Origin of the sequence: Enterococcus sp. AZ167 (genome assembly GCF_051714025.1) — a bacterium.
GTDB classification, from domain to species: Bacteria; Bacillota; Bacilli; order Lactobacillales; family Enterococcaceae; genus Enterococcus_D; species Enterococcus_D casseliflavus.
This window is the reverse complement of record NZ_JBIORB010000003.1, coordinates 298,847-317,570: the sequence shown is the minus strand read 5'-3', so window position 1 is coordinate 317,570 and position 18,724 is coordinate 298,847. Positions and strand designations below refer to the sequence as shown.

15 protein-coding genes are annotated in these 18,724 nt (G+C 43.3%); 3 read left to right on the top strand and 12 right to left on the bottom strand.

What is annotated here, in order from left to right:
- Positions 1–185 (top strand): transposase (locus IGJ05_RS15730; protein ID WP_438725355.1); only part of this gene is annotated, 185 nt, incomplete at its 5' end.
- Positions 186–301: 116 nt separating this feature from the next.
- Here IGJ05_RS15730 and IGJ05_RS15725 read toward each other — a convergent pair.
- The 11 genes from IGJ05_RS15725 to IGJ05_RS15675 form a co-directional block, all read right to left on the bottom strand.
- Positions 302–1,849, bottom strand: coding sequence for a bifunctional metallophosphatase/5'-nucleotidase (locus IGJ05_RS15725; RefSeq protein WP_081116892.1), 1,548 nt, complete (start codon positions 1,847–1,849; stop codon positions 302–304).
- A gap of 176 nt (positions 1,850–2,025) precedes the next feature.
- Complete coding sequence (locus tag IGJ05_RS15720) at positions 2,026–3,309, bottom strand: ABC transporter substrate-binding protein (protein WP_010749114.1); 1,284 nt, start codon at positions 3,307–3,309, stop codon at positions 2,026–2,028.
- 16 nt (positions 3,310–3,325) lie between these two features.
- Complete coding sequence (locus IGJ05_RS15715; protein WP_010749113.1) at positions 3,326–4,618, bottom strand: MBL fold metallo-hydrolase; 1,293 nt, start codon at positions 4,616–4,618, stop codon at positions 3,326–3,328.
- Positions 4,602–5,420, bottom strand: a complete 819-nt coding sequence (locus IGJ05_RS15710) for a carbohydrate ABC transporter permease (RefSeq protein WP_266166516.1) — start codon at positions 5,418–5,420, stop codon at positions 4,602–4,604. Before IGJ05_RS15710 ends, IGJ05_RS15715 begins: the two co-directional genes overlap by 17 nt.
- Positions 5,421–5,424: 4 nt before the next feature.
- The gene (locus tag IGJ05_RS15705; RefSeq protein ID WP_005228014.1) at positions 5,425–6,306 is read right to left on the bottom strand and encodes a carbohydrate ABC transporter permease; all 882 of its coding nucleotides are present in this window, start codon (positions 6,304–6,306) and stop codon (positions 5,425–5,427) included.
- On the bottom strand, positions 6,306–7,379 hold the full coding sequence (locus IGJ05_RS15700; protein WP_005228012.1) for an ABC transporter ATP-binding protein: 1,074 nt from the start codon (positions 7,377–7,379) through the stop codon (positions 6,306–6,308). Before IGJ05_RS15700 ends, IGJ05_RS15705 begins: the two co-directional genes overlap by 1 nt.
- Positions 7,380–7,854: 475 nt before the next feature.
- Entirely contained in the window at positions 7,855–9,348 is a 1,494-nt protein-coding gene (gene abc-f / locus IGJ05_RS15695) for a ribosomal protection-like ABC-F family protein (RefSeq protein ID WP_081116890.1), read from the bottom strand.
- A gap of 495 nt (positions 9,349–9,843) precedes the next feature.
- A complete protein-coding gene (locus IGJ05_RS15690; protein WP_005228008.1) occupies positions 9,844–10,272 on the bottom strand; it encodes a hypothetical protein in 429 nt (142 codons plus the stop codon).
- Between the two features lie 171 nt (positions 10,273–10,443).
- Positions 10,444–13,122 (bottom strand): cation-translocating P-type ATPase, encoded by a 2,679-nt coding sequence (locus tag IGJ05_RS15685; RefSeq protein WP_005228006.1) that lies wholly within the window; start codon positions 13,120–13,122, stop codon positions 10,444–10,446.
- 262 nt (positions 13,123–13,384) lie between these two features.
- Positions 13,385–15,391, bottom strand: coding sequence for a methionine--tRNA ligase (metG, locus tag IGJ05_RS15680; RefSeq protein WP_005228005.1), 2,007 nt, complete (start codon positions 15,389–15,391; stop codon positions 13,385–13,387).
- 328 nt (positions 15,392–15,719) lie between these two features.
- Entirely contained in the window at positions 15,720–16,208 is a 489-nt protein-coding gene (locus tag IGJ05_RS15675; RefSeq protein WP_010749111.1) for an immunoglobulin-like domain-containing protein, read from the bottom strand.
- Positions 16,209–16,413: 205 nt separating this feature from the next.
- On the opposite strand from IGJ05_RS15675, the gene IGJ05_RS15670 reads away from it, so the two are divergent.
- Both IGJ05_RS15670 and IGJ05_RS15665 read left to right on the top strand, forming a co-directional pair.
- Positions 16,414–16,689, top strand: a complete 276-nt coding sequence (locus tag IGJ05_RS15670) for a hypothetical protein (RefSeq protein ID WP_010749110.1) — start codon at positions 16,414–16,416, stop codon at positions 16,687–16,689.
- Positions 16,690–16,739: 50 nt separating this feature from the next.
- A complete protein-coding gene (locus tag IGJ05_RS15665) occupies positions 16,740–17,570 on the top strand; it encodes an NUDIX domain-containing protein (RefSeq protein WP_005228002.1) in 831 nt (276 codons plus the stop codon).
- A gap of 145 nt (positions 17,571–17,715) precedes the next feature.
- On the opposite strand, the gene IGJ05_RS15660 is transcribed toward IGJ05_RS15665, so the two are convergent.
- Positions 17,716–18,714: an RNA-guided endonuclease TnpB family protein gene (locus IGJ05_RS15660; RefSeq protein ID WP_010749109.1), complete on the bottom strand. Its 999-nt coding sequence runs from the start codon at positions 18,712–18,714 to the stop codon at positions 17,716–17,718.
- Positions 18,715–18,724 lie beyond the last annotated feature (10 nt).

Below are 18,724 nucleotides of genomic sequence, written 5' to 3'. Positions count from 1 at the left end.
CAACGCCTGAAATTCAAAAAATATATGGTCGGAGAAAGATCGACGTGGAAACAGTCTTCGGATTTATGAAGGCTTGTTTGGGTTTCACTCGATACACGGTTAGGGGCTTAGAAAAAGTCAGAAAACAGACGGGTTTACTCATTACGGCAATCAATATGATGAAATTGACAAAAATAGGTACTTGAACTACCCAAAATGAATAAAAAAACAAGGAGCACTCGAAAAATCACATGATTTTCGAGTGCTCCTTATATTTTGGAGAGCGTAACTAGTTAACTTATGTCACGCCCCCGTTTTACTGTTATAACGTCACTAGAAAGTTTTGATTCGTCGTAGCTTCGATTTGAGGATGCTGTTTTAAATAGTCAGCAATCAGTTCCGTCATATCGACTTGAATCTCACGAACGATTTTTTCGGCAGAAAACATGGCGTAGTTGCCGCCACCTACTGCACGGTATTGGTTAATGACGATCTCTAATTCTTGATCCATCGCAATGGCTTTTTCTTCAAAGTCCAAGCGGGTGATTCGCTGACCGACGGGTTGACTAAGATCGATCGTATACTCGATGCCTTCATACATATCGTAGTTATAATATTGCGGCTTTGGCTCAATAAAAGCAGGATTGAAGACGATCTGACCGTCAACAACGGCTAAATAATCCGCCGTTTGTTCTAAAGCGGCTTTTAATTCGGCACCTGTTATTTTGACTACAGCTAACGTATTTGGGTAAATATAATTAGTGATCACATCTCGCATCGTGATGGTTGCGCCAAAGCCTTTGCCCTCATTGTTGAAAAGAGCAGTACCAGAAATTTTGGCGCCGCTGGCAGCCATCTGAACACGATTGATAAATTCAATATAAGGGTGCTCTTTCAAGCGTGCCCCCATCGGATCGGTGATTCGCATATCCCCACTGACTTTGCCTAACGGCTGATCTAGCCAGGTTTGTAATTCTTCTTCGATGGGTGCTAACAAAGCCAACGTCTCTTGATCTGGGACAGCATCTGCAACAGGGATCAACGCAGCCGTACTGTTTGTGACATGAACCCCTGTCTGATTTTTTTCAACCGTCAATTCGATGGCGCCGATAAAGCTTCCACGATAACCGGGCTGTACAACGGGGACACCATTGATTTTTGTGGCGATCTCACGGTGCTGGTGTCCTGTGAAGAACGCATCGATTCCTGAGACTTCCTGCAATAATTGATAGCCCTCATTTTCACCAGTCAATAATTCGGTCGGTTCTCCAGTGACTAAATCACGCTCGAAACCGCCATGGTAACTGACGACAACGATATCGGCTTTTTCTCTTAAGTAAGGCACATAGTTTTTCGCTGTCTCAACGATGCTGACAAACTGCATCCCGCGAATCGTCGCAGGCTGTTCCCAATGAGGAATATATGGCGTCACCATTCCTAAGATCGCGATCTTTACCCCTTCTTTTTCAATGATGGTGTAAGCTTGGCCAAAGAATGGTTCTCCCGCTTCATTTAAAATATTCGCTGCGAGTACTGGTGTTTGGTAGCTGGCGATCGCTTCTTGCAAATAAGGCAGACCGTAGTTGAACTCATGATTGCCTAAGACATGGACATCAACGTCTAGGTGGTTGACGACAGCGGTCAATGCGGCAACGGAGTGCTGACTTTTGGCGATGTAATAGCTTAAGGGCGAGCCTTGGATAAAGTCGCCATTTTCGATCGTTACGACCGGTCCGGTGGCTGCTTGACGTAGCTCTTTCATTTTGGTAGCAACTTTTGCCACGCCGAATCCTTGTTCCGTGTCATCGGCAAAATTGGTTGGATAAACATAGCCATGCATATCGCTCGTTTCTAAAAACGTGATTTTCATTCAAAAGACTCCTTTTCCCCTCAATAGACCAAAAGGGCATGCGCATAAGTCGAAAACCCTCGAAAGCCAGCATTTTCTGCTTTCTTGTGTCTTCAAATCTTATGGCACAAACCCTTTTGTCTTTCATTCTCAGGTGTTTCCCTGATTATACCCTAGTTTGACGAAGAAATTCAGAATTATTGGTTCCAAGCATCTTCTAATTGTGGTTTTGCGTTTTCAATCAATTGATCGACATCTTGATCTGTATTAGACAAAATGTTTTCCATGATTGAACGCATTTCATTGTAAGCAGGATCAGCATTTTCAATCACTGGGATCGAGAACAATTCTTTGGTTGCATCTTCTAATTTGGCAGCGACTTTTGTTTCAGGATTGTTTTTGTATTCATCGCTTTCCAAAACAGATTCAACAACTGGCATGTAGCCGGTATCGATCGCCCATGTTTTTTGCGCTTCTGGCAAAGTTAAGTATTTCATGTATTCAAAAGCAGCGGTGCGTTGCTCTGGTGTTGCGCTGTTGAACATATACAAGTCAGTTCCTTGTTGCAAGTTGATTGGTTCTGGACGAGCTGCTACGTCATATTCAAATTTGCCTTCGGTATCTTTTTTAACAAAGCCTTCCCCTGCGATTGAGCCGACATACATTGCGATTTGCTCGTTGGCAAATGGACCAGACAAGTATTTGTCAGAACCAGCGATTCGGAAGTAGCCGTCTTTGACACCATCTAGGTAGTAGTTGATGACATCTTTTGATTCATCGCTGTCTAGTTGCAAGTCTTTGTCAAAATCAACGCCTTGATTTTTCATTGCGATGGCATAGTAGTTGTTTAATGAGTCAAAACCAGCACCTACGACTTCACCGTTTGATTTTTCGTAGATTTCTTGAGAAGCTTCTTTTAATTCTTCCAGGTTTGTTGGTACGTCAATACCATACTCGTCTAACATGTCTGCATTGTAAAACAGCATTTCTGTAGATTTGTTGAAAGGAATCCCGTATTGCACGCCGTCGATTTGTGCACCATCTAAAAGGGCACTGCGGATCTCTTCTTGGTCACCCCAACCGATAGTATCATCGTTGATGTATTCGCCAAGGTCAACTAGCATGTCATCTTGGGCAGCATTCCATAACCAACCAGGATATGCTTGGGTGATAGTTGGCAGATCTTTTGGTGAAGGCAAGGTTGAATTCACCTTTGCTTGCAAATCAGGATAGCTTGATTGGTTCTGCAATTCGATCTTGATGTTTGGATTTTCGTCCATGAATTGCTCGGTCAATTTCGTCAATGATTCTTCTTGCGCACCATTCATTGCATGCCAAAAGGTGACAGTCGTATCTTCGCTTAGTTCTGTAACGATTTCATCACTTTCCGTAGAACCAGATGAATCGTTGTTGTTTCCACAAGCCCCTAATACCAATGTCGCGGCTGCAGCTGCTGCAAATGCAAGTTTCTTTGTTTTCATTTTTTCCTCTCCTCTATCACTCTAAAATAATTTTTTCACCGCGTTGCGGCAATATTCTTTCACCATACGGATTCACCAGATTTTCTGGTTTCAGCGTATGGATTGGAACCAATCGTTGGGGCTCGATCCATGCAATGATCTGATCTAAATCAGCTGGTTTCGCATGTCCCGAGTTTGGCAAACGGACAAATTCGATCTCCAGTGCTGCCAATTGATCCAAAAAGACTTGATAAGCTGGATCAAAATCGCCTAACGGCTGCGCATCACTGTGAATATACAAACCACCCGTCTGCAAGTTTTCAAAATGCGCGACTGCTTGCCAAAGGTACTGGCTCGTGTCGGCACATAATGCCTGATAAGAAATGGCGAAGGCTGGATCGAGAGTCGCTGGTACTTGATCATCGATCGTATAGAACGGTACATCTTTATTGAAAATTTCTTTCAACAAAGCAGCTTGCGTCGCCTCTAAAACAACCGTCCGCGGCGCGGCTTCAACAAGCGCCATAAAGCGCTCGACATTGGCTGGATAGCCATTGAAGGTAATTTGTCGTTGGGGATTTTCTTTGACCAAACGCACGAAGGTCTCGATCAATTCTGTTTCACTTTCCACTGTGATCACTTTGGGGTCCGGTTCTCTTTCTGGAAAGCTGATGCTGACCCCTTCCATCATCAATAAATCCGTGTGTTTGGCTAACTGACAGAATTCTTTGGTACGCTCTGGATGATAGCCATGCAAACGCAAATCACCGGTATAAGCGATAAAATGATCTGGCGTGCGAATCAACAAAGCTGCCGCACCGTACGCATCATGATCAACTGGAATGATCTCGACTTCGATTTCCCCGACCCGAATCACATCATGAGGTTCTAAGCCGATCAATTCACGGACAAAGCTTTTTTCTTCATGAGGAACGGGCAGCAAGAAGTCCCCTTTTTGATTCAACACTTCGAGGATCGCTTTGGTTTCCTTCAAGGTGTACATAGGAATATTTGGGTCTAAAAAGTTGATCATCTTGGAATGATCCAGATGGGCGTGGGAAAGAAAAACTGCTGTTTCTTGGTATTCTTTCGTTTCGCTTCCTTGGTACGTGTAATCTAAGCGTGGATCGTAGACATTTTTCAGTTCTGGTATCCAGCGATGCGCAACTAACGTTTGTAATTCTTCATCTGGTAAGGGTGTTTCTGGATGATACTCCGAACCGAAGTCAAAAAAGATATGGGCATCTTTGTACGCAACTTCGATGACGGTCCCTCCAATCGTTAAGATCCCGCTATGAAAGGTAATCGTCGTTTTATCCTTTGATGCCATCTTTAGCCACTCCTTTGATAATTTCTTTTCTAAAGATCAAGTAAATGATCAGAATTGGAATGACGGTCAAGGTCGCTGCCGCCATCTGTAAATGAACATCGCTGCCGCTTTCTGTGGTAAAGGCAGCCAATCCATTATTTAAGAGACGGTATTTTTTCTCATTCGTCACTAACAACGGCCATAAGAAAGAATTCCAGCTAGAGATGAACGTCAGAATCCCGACTGTCACCAAGGCTGGTTTAGACATGGGGATCAAAATTCGGCGGATATAAGCTAGGTCGCTGGCACCGTCAATTTTGGCTGCCTTATAAAAGGTATTAGAAATACTTTGTAAATAACCGTTTAAATAATAGATGTAAAAAATACTGGTCAGAAAGGGAATGATCAACGCACTATACGTATTCAATAAGCCCATTCGCGCAATCGTATTGTAATTGGTGAAAATGATCGATTCATAAGGAACCATCAATAACGAGATCATCAATCCGATAACTAACCGTTTGTATTTGAATTCAAGACTAGTCAATGCAAAGGCAGCTAGAATCGCAGTGATCAGCGTCGCGATAGTCGTCACCGCGGAAACGAAGACCGTATTAAAGAAGTAGCGTAAAAACGGTGCTCGGGTAAAAACTTCCCCGTAGTTGCTCCACTGGAAAGACTCTGGCATGATCGTCGGTGGAATACTGGTTGCTTCACTGTAGGTCATTAGACCAGCTAAAATCATATAGACAAAGGGAAACAGCGTGATCACTGCTAAAATTGCTAAAAACAGCATCGAAACAATCTTGACAATTTTTTTCATTCGTTTATTCGCCCACTTTCTTCAAAAGTTTATTTTGGATAAAGGTGACGAGCAAAATAATGATGAACAAGATCACGGTTGCCGCCATTGCAATCCCCGGACGTCCGGCGATATGGAATTTGTCATAAATATAAAAGACTGCCGTGGTTGCACTGCGGGCGATCCCTGGCTGTCCGCCAAACAAGGCATATACTTGAGTATAGACTTTAAAGGCACTGATCAGATTGACCGTTAACAAGAAGGCAAAAGTCGGGATCAACTGCGGAAAGGTGATTTTCCGAAAAATCTCGCCATCGGTGGCGCCAAACATTTTTGCGATTTTGTAGTGTTCTTTGTCGATGTTGCGCATTCCTGCCAACAAGATAATAATGTTGAAGGCGAGGCTCGTCCAAACGCCAAAGATGATCAAGGTCGTCATACTCATATTGACATTATCCAGCCAGTTGACTGGTGGAATGCCGACAAGACTCAACAAATAGTTGATGATCCCGTAAGAGCCATTGAAAAAGTAGCGAAACACGATCCCGATGGCAATCGTACTCGTGACATAAGGCATAAAAAAGATCGTTTCAAAAAAACTTTTGTATTTGACTTTTTCAAAAATGATCCACGCAATCGCTAAAGAAAGGATCAACGCGATCGGTACGACCGCAAAAGCAAAGAGCGCCGTATTTTGCAGTGCTCGAAAGAAGACTGGGTCCGTTAAAACCCTTTGATAGTTCTCAAGCCCAGCATACTGTTGGTTAATCAAGGTTCCTTTTTGGAAACTCATGATGAAGGAACGAAACAGCGGATATACACTGAATAAGAAAATAATGACCAATGAAGGCAGTAAAAACAGCCATGCTTTCGGTTGGTTCTCAGGGTTATAATTTTTTTTGAACATTAGTAGACCCGCTCTCCTTTTTCATCAAAGATAAAGGCTTTTTTGTAATGAAAATCAAATGACACTTGCGCGCCTTCTTCAATGATTTCTTCAATACTAACGATCGATTTCATATGTTTGTCAGCCAGATCAAAGTTCAAGATTCGTTCTCGTCCGATCAGCTCCACACTCTTGACTTCCGTTTGGAACAAACCTGCTTGCAAGGTGGTCAGCACATCTTCTGGACGAATGCCTAACGTGTATTGGCCGTCTGTTAATGGTTTCTTGAAGCGAAGGTCAGTAAAACGGTCAACTGGTACAGTGAAGGCAGGATGGATCATTTGGCCATCTTTGACTTCTACTGGCAAGATGTTGATGATTGGATTACCGATGAATTTCGCTACAAAAAGATTGTTTGGTTCTAAGTAAAGGTTTTGCGGATCATCATTTTGTTGAATGATCCCCTCGTTCATCAAGATGATCTTATCACTGATAGAAAGAGCTTCTTCTTGGTCATGGGTCACGAAGATCGTGGTGATGCCCACTTCTTTGACTAACCGACGGATCTCTTCACGGATCTTCAAGCGCAAACGGGCATCTAAGTTACTTAATGGTTCATCCAGTAGTAAGACTTCTGGACTTTGCACCAAGGCACGCGTGATCGCTACCCGTTGCTGCTGTCCCCCAGAAAGGGTTCCTGGTTTTTTCTGACTTAACTCTTCAATATTGGTCAGTTTCATGAACTTTTCAGCAATTTTCTGTGCTTCGTTTTTCTTGATCTTTTTCTCTCCGACTGTCAGTGGAAACATGACATTTTCTAAAACAGTCATATGGGGATAAAGGGCATAATTCTGAAAAACAAACCCGATATTGCGGTCTTTTGGCTCGGTCTTAACAACGGAAGAACCATTAAAGCGGATATCACCATCGGTGGGACTCAACAACCCCGCGATCAAATTCAATATCGTCGATTTCCCACAACCACTTGGTCCCAACAAACAAACCAAATCGCCTTTTTCTATTGTAAAATCTACTGCTTTCAAGGCTTCAAACTTATTATCGAAAACCTTCTTCAACCCGACTACTTCTATCAAAACTGCCCCTCCATTTTCTCTTTTTCCTCCGAATAGTTGACTGGCATTTCAAGTCACAAAAAAAACGAACTCTTGATGTTTCGGTCAAACGCTCAAAGAAATTCGATTTTAATCATAACAAACGAATGTTTTTATTCGATACCATTATTGTAAATGTTTTGTAAAAATCATTGGGAATTATGAAAGAATTTTTAATTAATTTACCTTTTAATGAGAAAACAATGAGCCAAACAACGCAGTTTCTAGCCAGTAAACACGAACATTTTAACGTTTTTAGAAAATTTTCATGAAAAACGGGTAAAAATTATCAATCCTTTAGTATCCATTGATGTTAACACTATTTTTACGCGACTTTTTGTCCAAAAGCACCTTTAGTAATTGTTTACTAAGACCATCAGTATTTCTTCTTTTAAAATAACAAAAAAAAGGATGATTATTTAAAAAACAATCATCCTTTTTCATTCTATCCTTCGCCTCAGTCACCCGTCAGCGTCAGCAATTTCGTTGAAACTTGCTCAAGAAAATAACGGTCGTGTTCAATGATTAGCATAGAAGGCTCCACCAAATGGATCACTTCCTCTAATTGCTTCTGATTGAAGACGTCCAAATAATTTAGCGGTTCATCCCAGATAAACAATTCTGCTGGTGTCGCTAATGATTTGGCTAGTTCCACGCGTTTACGCTGCCCCATGCTCATTTGCTGGATCGGCGTTTGAAAGACAGCTCTTTCCAAGCCAAGCTTTTTTAAGTTATTTAGCAGATCTTGATAATTCAAGCCATGCTCTTGGGCAAATTCTGTCAGCATCCCACAGTTGTCCTCGTAGTTTTGTCGGACATAACTGATGGTGATCCCATGGGCTGTTTTGATCGTCCCAGTCTGCTGTCCATCGAAAGTACCTAAAATACTCGCAATCAAACTGGACTTGCCAGATCCGTTGGCCCCTTGAATCCCCAAGCGCTCTTTTTGACGGATCGCAAACGTCAGCGGTTTAAACAAAGGCTGCTCATAGCCAAGCTGAAAATGCTCTGCTTCCAGCAACACATCATGATGGCTAACAAGCGGAGTCATTTTCAGAGGATCAATCCACTCAATGTCTTTTAACAACGCAGACTTGTCTTGAATTTGATCTTCCATCCGTTTAACGATCGCTTTCGAGCGCTTCATGGTCCGTGCCGCTCGGGCACCGATCGCCCCCGTATCATAGATTGCCCCGCTGCCTTTTTTGGTCGGCGACCCTAATTTGTCCCGTTCACGTCCTCGGGACCACTCCGCTTTCTCGGCTGCCGTCTGCTTCAAACGACCGATTTCTTTTTTCAACTTGCTGTTTTGTTCTTGCTCATACGCATCTTTTTGCTGCTTTTGCAGCTCATAGACTGAATAATTCCCTTTGTACAGCACCAAGCGGCTTTTTTCGATCGCCAATACATGATCGACGACTTCATCGACAAACTGTCGATCATGGCTCACAACGATAAACCCGGTTTTTTGCTGCAAATAGCGGGCAACATGTTCGCGAGCGGTCACATCCAAATGGTTGGTTGGTTCATCGATCAAAGGAAAATTCTCTTCATCAACGAACAACCGCGCCAACAGGACTTTCGTTTGCTCGCCGCCAGATAAAGTGGCAAAGGGCCGCCAAAGAACTTCTGGATCAAGCTGCAGCAGGTTCAATTCCCGTTCCAAACGCCACTGCTCAAATTCGCCAGATTCCTGTAAAACAAAAAGCGTCAGTTGCTTATCGTCAGCGACAGGTAAGGGAAAATAAACGAATTGCTGCTCATGGGTGATCGAGCCGCTATAAGGCAATTCATTGAGCAGCAGACGCAGCAAGGTCGTTTTGCCGCGACCATTTCTACCAATCAACCCTAATTTCCATTGTGTATCAAGGTTCAAGTTGGCATCCTCAAAAAGCAACCGTTCCTGGCTGTCAAAGCCAAAAGTTAAATGATTAATACTGATATTCGACATAAATATACCTCGTCTCTATTCACGGAATAGAGTAGACCTAAAGCTATTTTCAGAATCAGTTTTTAGAGGTACACAAAAAGATCCCCCATCGAAAAAGTCAACCAATCCTGAAAATCTGCAGACTATCCCCTTGGAGGAACAGTTTCATGCAGCTTTCAACAAATTGGTTAATTTTTCAATGGAGGATCCCTCATTTCGTTTAATAGTGCCCTAAGTATAGCATTGATCGGCAAAAAAGCGCAAGTTCAGTACCCCCTGCTGCTTTTCCTTTATATTTTATTCACAAACTAAACCCGTTATTGCTGGAAACGTTTCATTAAAAAACACTTGAAACACAAAAAAACCATCAGGTTGGTTAGTCCTGATGGCAAAAGGAGTAAAATGAAAAATAAAAAGGTTGTTGGTTGTGAATTCATTATACCTCCGATAAAAAAACTTTACATGTGAAAAACATAACAGTTAAATTAAATAACTCTTGTTTAACTTGAATGTTTATCATTTTTTTAACAATAAAGCCGTCATCCGTTGAATGGCAAAAGAAATTTCGTCGGTTGCTTCATCTTGCTTGGCTTCTGCCGCATCAAAGGCTTCTTGGTCGATTTTGTTATCGAGACTCAAAATCATCTCATCACAGCCAGCAACATATTTCATATACGCCCGCTCGAATTTTTTATGGATCCCCATCACATTCGCTGGGGGACGTAATTTGCTGATTTTTTCCAGCATCAAGCGGTATTTGTCCGTGCCTTCTTTAAAAATTCTGGTAATCTCAGCTAGCCGCTCAGGTGTTACCTCGGCTTCTTTCTTCTCGTCGATCGCTTTGCGGATCTCTTCATAATTGGGATTCATTTTCTCCCCGATCGCTTCTGTTTCTTTGACAAGATCGTTGATTGTTTGTACATAAAAACCTAAGTTTGGTCGCACAGTGGGTCCCCTACTTTCTTTGTTATTATCTCCTATTTTACCGTTTCTTACTGCAAATGAAAAGGTCAAGTAACAGCCGCAGGGTTTATCGAAAATAAGCCAGCAAAAAAAGGCCTGCTGCCCAGAGAGAAGGACAGCAGACCATTGATTGTTTTTCCGTTTATTTTTGGCTTATTTGCGTCCCATTGCTCGTTGGATCGCTTTGACGATCTCAACGACTGGAATGATCGCAAAGGAGGCCCCTAAAACGATGCCCCATTGATACAAGTCAAGGTGTGCAACACGGAAGATATCATTTAATCCTGGCACGATGAAGATCACCAGCATCAACGCAAAGGACAACAGGATCGCCCAGTTGAAGGCTTTGTTTCTAAATGCCCCTACTTTAAAGAGCGACTGATGGATCGATTTGACGTTGAAGGCATGGAACAACTGCATCAATCCTAACGTGGCAAAGGCCATCGTTAAGGCATCGGCATGGATCGCATCGTACGTATTGTGAACGGGCCATTGGATCGCTGACCAATAAACGAACAGCACGGTTGCCGCTTCTAAGATCCCTTGGTAGATGATACTGCTCATCACACCACCAGAGAAGAAGTTGGAACTGCGTCCCCGCGGTGCATGTTTCATTAGATCTTTTTCAGCAGGCTCCATTCCTAAAGCAATTGCTGGGAATGTATCCGTTACTAGGTTGATCCAAAGCAAGTGGATCGGCAATAGCGAGTCCCAACCCCACAAGGTTGCTAAGAACAAGGTCAAAACTTCCCCTAGGTTAGCGGCTAGCAAGTATTGAATCGCTTTTTGAATATTGGAGAAGACTTTTCGTCCTTCTTCCACTGCTACGACGATCGTAGCGAAGTTGTCATCTGCTAGGACCATATCGGAAGCACCTTTAGAAACTTCGGTACCTGTGATCCCCATGCCGACACCAATATCGGCTTGCTTCAGTGACGGTGCATCGTTGACCCCGTCACCAGTCATGGCAACGACTTTGCCTTCTTGTTGCCAAGCTTTGACGATCCGAACTTTATGTTCAGGTGATACCCGTGCATAGACTGAGTAGTTCGCTACCTTTTGGGCAAACTCTTCTTCGCTCATTTTATTGAGTTCAGCGCCAGTCAAGACGGCATCATCATCGCCCGGTTTGATGATCCCTAAACGTCCCGCAATGGCTTCAGCTGTATCGCGGTGGTCTCCGGTGATCATGATTGGACGAATCCCAGCTTCTTTGGCTAAACGTACCGCATCGGCTGCTTCTGCCCGTTCTGGGTCGATCATTCCGACTAAGCCAGCAAAGACCAAATCATTTTCGACGATTTCTGATTCTAAGTTTTCTGGTACTTGGTCTACATATTTGTAGGCCATCCCCAATACCCGCAGTGCTTGTTTTGCCATATCGGTATTGTTGAATAAGATTTTTTCTTTTTCTTCATTGGTCATCGGCAGCTCTTGGCCGTCCAATAATACTTTTGAGGTTCTGCCTAGCAAGACATCTGGTGCGCCTTTGACAGCAACTAAATAGCGACCGTCTTCTTGTTGGTGGATCGTACTCATAAGTTTTCGGTCAGAATCAAATGGCAGATCTGCTACCCGTGGTTCTTGATTGACAAGATCACGCACATGGAATCCTTGATCCATCCCGAATTGCACCAATGCGGTCTCGGTCGGATCACCGATCAAGTTGCCTTCTTCACCAAATTTTGTATCATTGGCAAAGTTCATGACTTTTAATGCCATGTTATCTAACGGAATATCTTCTGAAGCAGCATGTTGCTTGTCATTGACATACAATTTTTCCACGGTCATTTGATTCAACGTCAACGTACCAGTTTTATCAGAAGCGATAATATCGGTTGCCCCAAGGGTTTCAACCGCTGGCAATTTACGGATCACTGCATTTCGTTTCGCCATTACTTGCGTACCTAAGGCTAAGATGATCGTTACGATCGCTGGCAGCCCTTCTGGGATCGCCGCTACTGCTAATGAGATCGACGTCAATAGCATGTCGACCCATGACGTATTGTTAAAGATCGTTCCAACAAAGAACATGATCACTGCAATGATAATGATGGCGATCGTCAGGAATTTTCCTAGTTCATTTAAGTTACGCTTCAACGGTGTTTCGGTTTCTTGGGCGCTAGCCAGCATGCCAGCGATTTTCCCAACTTCAGTTCCCATCCCTGTATTGACCACGACCCCTTTGCCGCGGCCATAGGTCACATTACTGTTTGAATATGCCATATTGACGCGATCGCCGATCCCGACATCCGTCCCTTCGATGACGGTCAATTCTTTTTCGACTGGTACGGACTCACCGGTCAAAGCAGCTTCTTCAATTTTTAAAGAACTTGCTTCTAAAAGGCGTAAATCTGCTGGTACGACATCGCCAGCTTCTAATAGGACAATATCCCCCGGCACCAATTCATCGCTCTTGATGGTGACGGTATGACCATTACGCAACACATTGGCATTTGGTGTAGACATTTCTCTTAGTGCTTCGATTGCTTGCTCCGCCTTCGCCTCTTGAACGACACCCATGATCGCGTTGATAATGACAACTGCTAAAATAATAATTGAGTCCACGACTTCATGGGAAACGACTGCTGAGATAATCGCCGCCGCTAGCAAAACAATGATCATCAAATCTTTGAATTGTTCAAAGAATTTTTGTACCATCGATTTCTTTTTGCCTTCTTCTAATTCGTTGGGACCGTACTCAGATAAGCGTTTTTGTGCTTCATCGTTCGTTAATCCATTGGCATCTGTTTGCATTTCTTCCAGAACATGCTGCGCTTCTTGCGCATAAAACGCCTGCGATAGCTGTTCCTTTTTGTTTTCTTCTGACATGTTTCTCCTCCTTTTATATTTACTCTTCCTTTATTGTACATGATATGAAAAAAAATAGACTTATGTATGCACTGTCTAAGCATACATAAGTCTCACTGTTTAAGACAGCACCAGAAATTTCTTTCAGGATGGTGATACTGCCGCAGATAAAATCCGCCAATTACTCCCTCATGTTCATGTCAATAACCTACATTATACAAAAACTTTTCAGGTCTGGCAATTTTAATTTTGCTGAAACTAGCAGAAGGATTTCTCCTAAGAATCAGGCGATGATCGAGCCGTTTGGCATGCCTTTTGGTGCTTCCACGATTTGCAGACGACCGTCATTGTCTTCTGCTGAAAGGATCATTCCTTGGCTGACTTGTCCCCGCATTTTCCGCGGTTTCAAGTTAGCAACGATCACGACTTTTTTACCGATCAAATCTTGCGGTTCTGGATAAAATTCAGCGATCCCCGATAAAATTTGACGATCTTGATCATCTCCCGCAGCTAAGCGGAATTGCAGCAACTTGTCGGCGCCTTTGACTTTTTGACAGTCAACGACTTCTGCCACTTTTAATTCGATCTTGTCGAAGTCTTCGTATTTGATCTCGGCTTTTTCGGATTGCAATGTGGTTTCTTCTGGATTCCATTTGACTGTTTCTTCTGGACTTTGCGTCCCTTCAGCCATTTTCTTTTGGATGTAGGCTACTTCTGTTTCAAGTTCCAAACGAGGGAAAATCGGTGTGCCTTTGGCAACGACTTTCGTGCCGCTTGGAAATTCACCAAAGCGTAAATCTTTCAGATCCATGGCAACAGAAGCCAATCCTAATTGTTGGAAAATATTGGCTGGTGTTTCTGTCATCACCGGTTGCAATAAGATCGCAACGATGCGTAAGCTTTCCGCTAAATGAACCATTACACTGTTTAATTCCGCGCGCTTTTCTTCTTCTTTGGCTAACACCCATGGTTGAGTTTCGTCAATGTATTTGTTGGCACGGGAGATCAACGTCCATACTTCTGACAATGCCGTACTGAATTCCATTTTATCCATGGCTTCATGGTAACGACCAACAACATTGGCAGCAGTCGTTGACAGCTCGCTATCAAAAGGCGTCACTTTTGAGGCATAATCTGGCACTAAGCCATCACAATATTTATTGATCATAGCGATCGTCCGATTCAACAGGTTTCCTAAATCATTGGCTAGATCGTAGTTCAAACGAGAAACGAAATCTTCTGGTGTAAACACACCATCGCTGCCAAAAGGAACCGCTCGTAAGAGGTAATAACGCAACGCATCTAAGCTGTAGCGCTCCACTAACATTTCTGGATAAACGACATTGCCTTTAGATTTCGACATCTTGCCGTCTTTCATCATCAACCAGCCATGGCCAAAGATTTTTTTCGGTAATGGCAAGTCTAATGCCATCAGCATGATTGGCCAATAGATCGTATGGAAACGCACGATTTCTTTCCCAACCATATGCACGTCAGCTGGCCAGTATTTTTGGAACAAGGAATCGTCGTCTGAGCCATAGCCTAATGCCGTAATATAGTTGGATAACGCATCGATCCACACATACACCACGTGTTCAGGACTAGCAGTGACTGGGATACCCCATTTAAAGGTCGTTCTGGAAACAGCTAGGTCTTCTAAGCCAGGTTTGATGAAATTATTCAGCATTTCATTTTTACGTGATTCTGGTTGAATGAACTCTGGGTGCTCATCATAGTATTCAACCAAACGATCGGCATATTTGCTCATGCGGAAGAAATAAGAAGATTCCTTCACCAATTCTACCTCATGACCGCTTGGTGCTTTACCGCCGATGACTTTGCCTTCTTCATCTCGGTAAACTTCTGCTAATTGCGTTTCAGTAAAGTATTCTTCATCAGAAACGGAATACCACCCTTCATATTCACCAAGATAGATATCTCCTTGATCAAGCAATTGCTGGAAGATTTTTTGAACGGCTTTTTTATGGTAATCATCCGTTGTGCGGATAAATTTATCGTAACTGATGTCTAGTGTGTTCCATAGTTTCTTGACGTCAGCTGCCATTTTGTCGACGTATTCTTGCGGATCTACGCCAAGTTCTTCTGCTTTTTTCTCGATTTTTTGACCGTGCTCATCGACACCCGTCAAATAAAAGACATCAAAGCCCATCAATCGTTTGTATCGTGCTACCGCATCACAAGCGATCGTCGTGTAAGAATTCCCGATATGCAGCTTGCCGCTTGGATAATAAATTGGCGTCGTAATATAGAATGTTTCTTTTTCAGCCATGGACGCAAGTCCTCCTTTTCACTAGTAAAGTGTATACTTAGGTAGTATACAGTTCGCAACCCAAAAATGCTATAATTTTAATCAAAAAAGCGGATAACCTAAGACCTTTTTCCATGGTCTACAAGGAACAAAGGAATCGTTTTGGTCCTTAACACGCAGCAAATAAACCAGCAGATTTGAGCATTTCTTTTCTACTAGTTATCATAGCGCAGATAGCCGTTCACTTCAATGTTCTAGGGGAAGAATCTTGCTTAGATAGAAAGGGTGCTAGTGAGGGAGTTGCTTCTTTTTTCTGATCGTTTTGTGTCTTACAAGCGGCAACTAGCGCTTATTCGATCATAGATTCTACCATCAGCGTTTGTGGTCCCTCTTCTTCAATCGTCACTTCTTTGATCAAGCGATAGGTTCCTTTCGGCAAGGTGCCAAAATACTTCGACCAATTGATTAGTAAAGTTGTTTGACTGTGGGCAGAGGCATAATGACCGATGTCTTGAAAAACCACGTCTTCTTTAAAAAGGAGCTCCCGCCATTCATCCCCCTCGAAAACATCCACTGCAAAATAGTTGTCGTAGATCACCCTCTGATCGGAATGATTGTACAGTTTGAAGCGTCCGGATGTTGCTGTGCTGGTTTCCACTTCCAGACGAAGGGTTGCTTGTTGAGGGGATGGGGGCCCCATAAACGTATCGGCAGGGCTTCGATTGACACTTTGCCCAACCATCAAATCCGTCGGCTGCTCTTGCAGCTGACGGAAACCGGTACAGCCACTAATGATCAACAACAGTAATAGAAAAACGAGAAACTTGATCGTCTTCACCTCTTTTCCCCCTCTCGAAAGAATTCTCTGCGGCTCGCCTTCTTTCCTCTAGTATACCTATTTCGTGCCTTTTCAGCAGCATTTCTAGTCATTTATTGCTTTTTTTGAGAAAAAGGATCTGAAAAAGCTTCTTGCAGACGGTCTTTGATTAACAGGTGCTTCTTTTGCTATAATGAGGAAGACTTCACTTATAGAAAGGAACGCTATGACTCGAAAAAACAAACAGCATTTTTTGCTTTTAACTGTGCTTTCTGTGGGACACTTGCTTTTTTCAACCACAAGTTACCCCTTTTTGTTTGCGTACTTCAATAGCCATGATTATGCTGCGCTCTTTGCAACAGCGGTGGCAGTCCTCCGTGTGCTTTTTTTGCTCTGGATCGCTCTTTGGGGCTATTCAGCACTCAAAGAACACCCGCCGTCTTCTTGGCTTTATCTCGCATTATTTTTCCTTAATTTGATCGTTCCTTATTTTTTCCGTTAAGGAAAACCGTCGCGTTCAGCTACTTACTTTATCTAAGGCAGGAGAAACCAATGAAAGAATTTACCTCAAAATCAGCTGAAAAACACTACTATGAAAAAGAAGCGTCAGAAGCAGAGTTTCTTACATGGTATCAGGCGCAAGATCAGCCGAAATACGAGAAACCTTCCGTAACCGTCGATATGGTTTTGATGTGTTACAACAAAGAAGAAGAACAATTAAAAATTGCGCTGATCCAAAGAAAAGGCCACCCTTTCCGTAATTCTTGGGCATTGCCGGGAGGCTTCGTCAATCCCAATGAATCGACGGGGCAAAGTGTGATCCGTGAGACGCAAGAAGAGATCGGGGTCACCATCTCCAAGCAAAACATCGAACAGCTGCATACCTTCAGCACCCCAGATCGCGATCCTCGCGGTTGGGTGATAACCGTCAGCTATTTGGCTTTTATCGGTGAAGAACCCTTAAGTGCCGGTGACGATGCGAACCAAGTACGCTGGTTCTCTTTAGAAAGAAAAGCCAATCAAATTTATTTGACCAGCGGCGAGATCGAGATCATTCTTGACCTAGTGACTGGCGCCTCTGTTGGAAAAGATACGTTGGCTTTTGACCACAGCGCGATCATCCTCAAAGCTTTCAAACGGGTTGCCAACAAGATGGAACACGAGCCACAAGTGCTGCTCGTGTTAGGCAAAGACTTTACGATCACGGAAGCCCGTAAAGTATTCGCCAAGTTTTTAGGGATCGATTTTAAAATGATCGATCATTCCAACTTCAAAAAATCCATGCTCCAATATTTTACGGAAGTTGGCGAAAAGCCCGTCGGCATCGGGCGTCCCTCAAAGATCTATCGCTTAAATGACGCATTTTTAGGTGACAAAATGTAAAAAAATACAACCCCCTGTCAGACCGTAGTTTGGCAGGGGGTTGCTGGTTAATCATAATTAGTGAACGTGGTTCCTAGAAACAAAAATCAGAAAGATTTTTTCTATACCCTAGGCGATCCCTGGCGTTCCTTCCAGTTCAAGCGGCTCAGCTGCTCATTTCGCCTGAGAGCCGTTCTAGCTTCTGTTGGTCCTGCGTATCCAACGTGACAAACCGCAGTTCTTTGCCGTACCACTGCGCTTTGTACTGGATTTTGCGAACGAATTGATGCCAATCACTGATGCTGTAATGACCAGCTTTTAAAACCGTATCTTCTGCGATTTGTTCCAAATAGATCGTATCGTACTGTTTTACGAGATGGTAGCTGACTTGATCGATGAATTCCCGCTTTTGACAGCAGTGAAAACGATAAAGGCGAGCGACCTTTCCTTTTAGCTTCTGATAATTTCGCGCCTGGGTCAAAAGGATTTTCTTCCGTTTGACCGCCGTCGCTTTCACCTGAAGTTTGCGTTCTGCTCGCGTCAGCTTTTGCTTCGTTTGGATGGCATGCTCACAGGTTATGGGTATCGGCTGGTTGGCTTTGACCAACTGCTGCGGATCATAAACAACAGCGACAGAGGCTTGCTGCTTCGGCAATGGCGGGATCTCTTCCAAACAAAGGATCGAGATGTAAAACTCTTCGTTGTTTTTTGCTGAGATCGTTGCCGATTTGATCTTGCCTTTGATCGCCCGATGCTTTTTTACGGGAACCAATGTTTTAAGCTTTGGCAGCTTGATTTGATCGTCTTCAAAATAAATGGTGTGCTGCTGATTATTGGTGGTATACGATTGCCAGATACTTTTTTTGGTTTTCATTTTTGGAAAGCCAGCCCGCTTTTGAAAGTAATTTCGAAACGCTCGGTCCAGATTCCGTTGTGCATTCGCCAATGCCAAACTATCGGTCTCCTTCAAAAAAGGATACTCCTTTTTTAGTTTGGCTGGCGTCAACCCTTGCTTTGCTTCATTGTTGGCCAGCTCCTCCATCTTTGCCTCCAGCAGTTGATTGTACGTAAAACGTACACAGCCGAAGGTTTCGATGAAAAACTGTTTTTGCTGTCCATTAGGATAGATCCGAAATTTGTATGCTTTTAAAACACCCAGTTTCATCTCCTCCTAA

Excerpts from the sequence above, each read along its gene's own strand:
- IGJ05_RS15665 (WP_005228002.1), top strand. The coding sequence starts at position 16,740 with ATGAAAGAATTTACCTCAAAATCAGCTGAAAAACACTACTATGAAAAA.
- IGJ05_RS15670 (WP_010749110.1), top strand. The coding sequence starts at position 16,414 with ATGACTCGAAAAAACAAACAGCATTTTTTGCTTTTAACTGTGCTTTCT.
- IGJ05_RS15715 (WP_010749113.1), bottom strand. The coding sequence starts at position 4,618 with ATGGCATCAAAGGATAAAACGACGATTACCTTTCATAGCGGGATCTTA.
- IGJ05_RS15710 (WP_266166516.1), bottom strand. The coding sequence starts at position 5,420 with ATGAAAAAAATTGTCAAGATTGTTTCGATGCTGTTTTTAGCAATTTTA.
- abc-f (WP_081116890.1), bottom strand. The coding sequence starts at position 9,348 with ATGTCGAATATCAGTATTAATCATTTAACTTTTGGCTTTGACAGCCAG.
- IGJ05_RS15705 (WP_005228014.1), bottom strand. The coding sequence starts at position 6,306 with ATGTTCAAAAAAAATTATAACCCTGAGAACCAACCGAAAGCATGGCTG.
- IGJ05_RS15685 (WP_005228006.1), bottom strand. The coding sequence starts at position 13,122 with ATGTCAGAAGAAAACAAAAAGGAACAGCTATCGCAGGCGTTTTATGCG.
- IGJ05_RS15725 (WP_081116892.1), bottom strand. The coding sequence starts at position 1,849 with ATGAAAATCACGTTTTTAGAAACGAGCGATATGCATGGCTATGTTTAT.
- IGJ05_RS15720 (WP_010749114.1), bottom strand. The coding sequence starts at position 3,309 with ATGAAAACAAAGAAACTTGCATTTGCAGCAGCTGCAGCCGCGACATTG.
- IGJ05_RS15660 (WP_010749109.1), bottom strand. The coding sequence starts at position 18,714 with ATGAAACTGGGTGTTTTAAAAGCATACAAATTTCGGATCTATCCTAAT.
- metG (WP_005228005.1), bottom strand. The coding sequence starts at position 15,391 with ATGGCTGAAAAAGAAACATTCTATATTACGACGCCAATTTATTATCCA.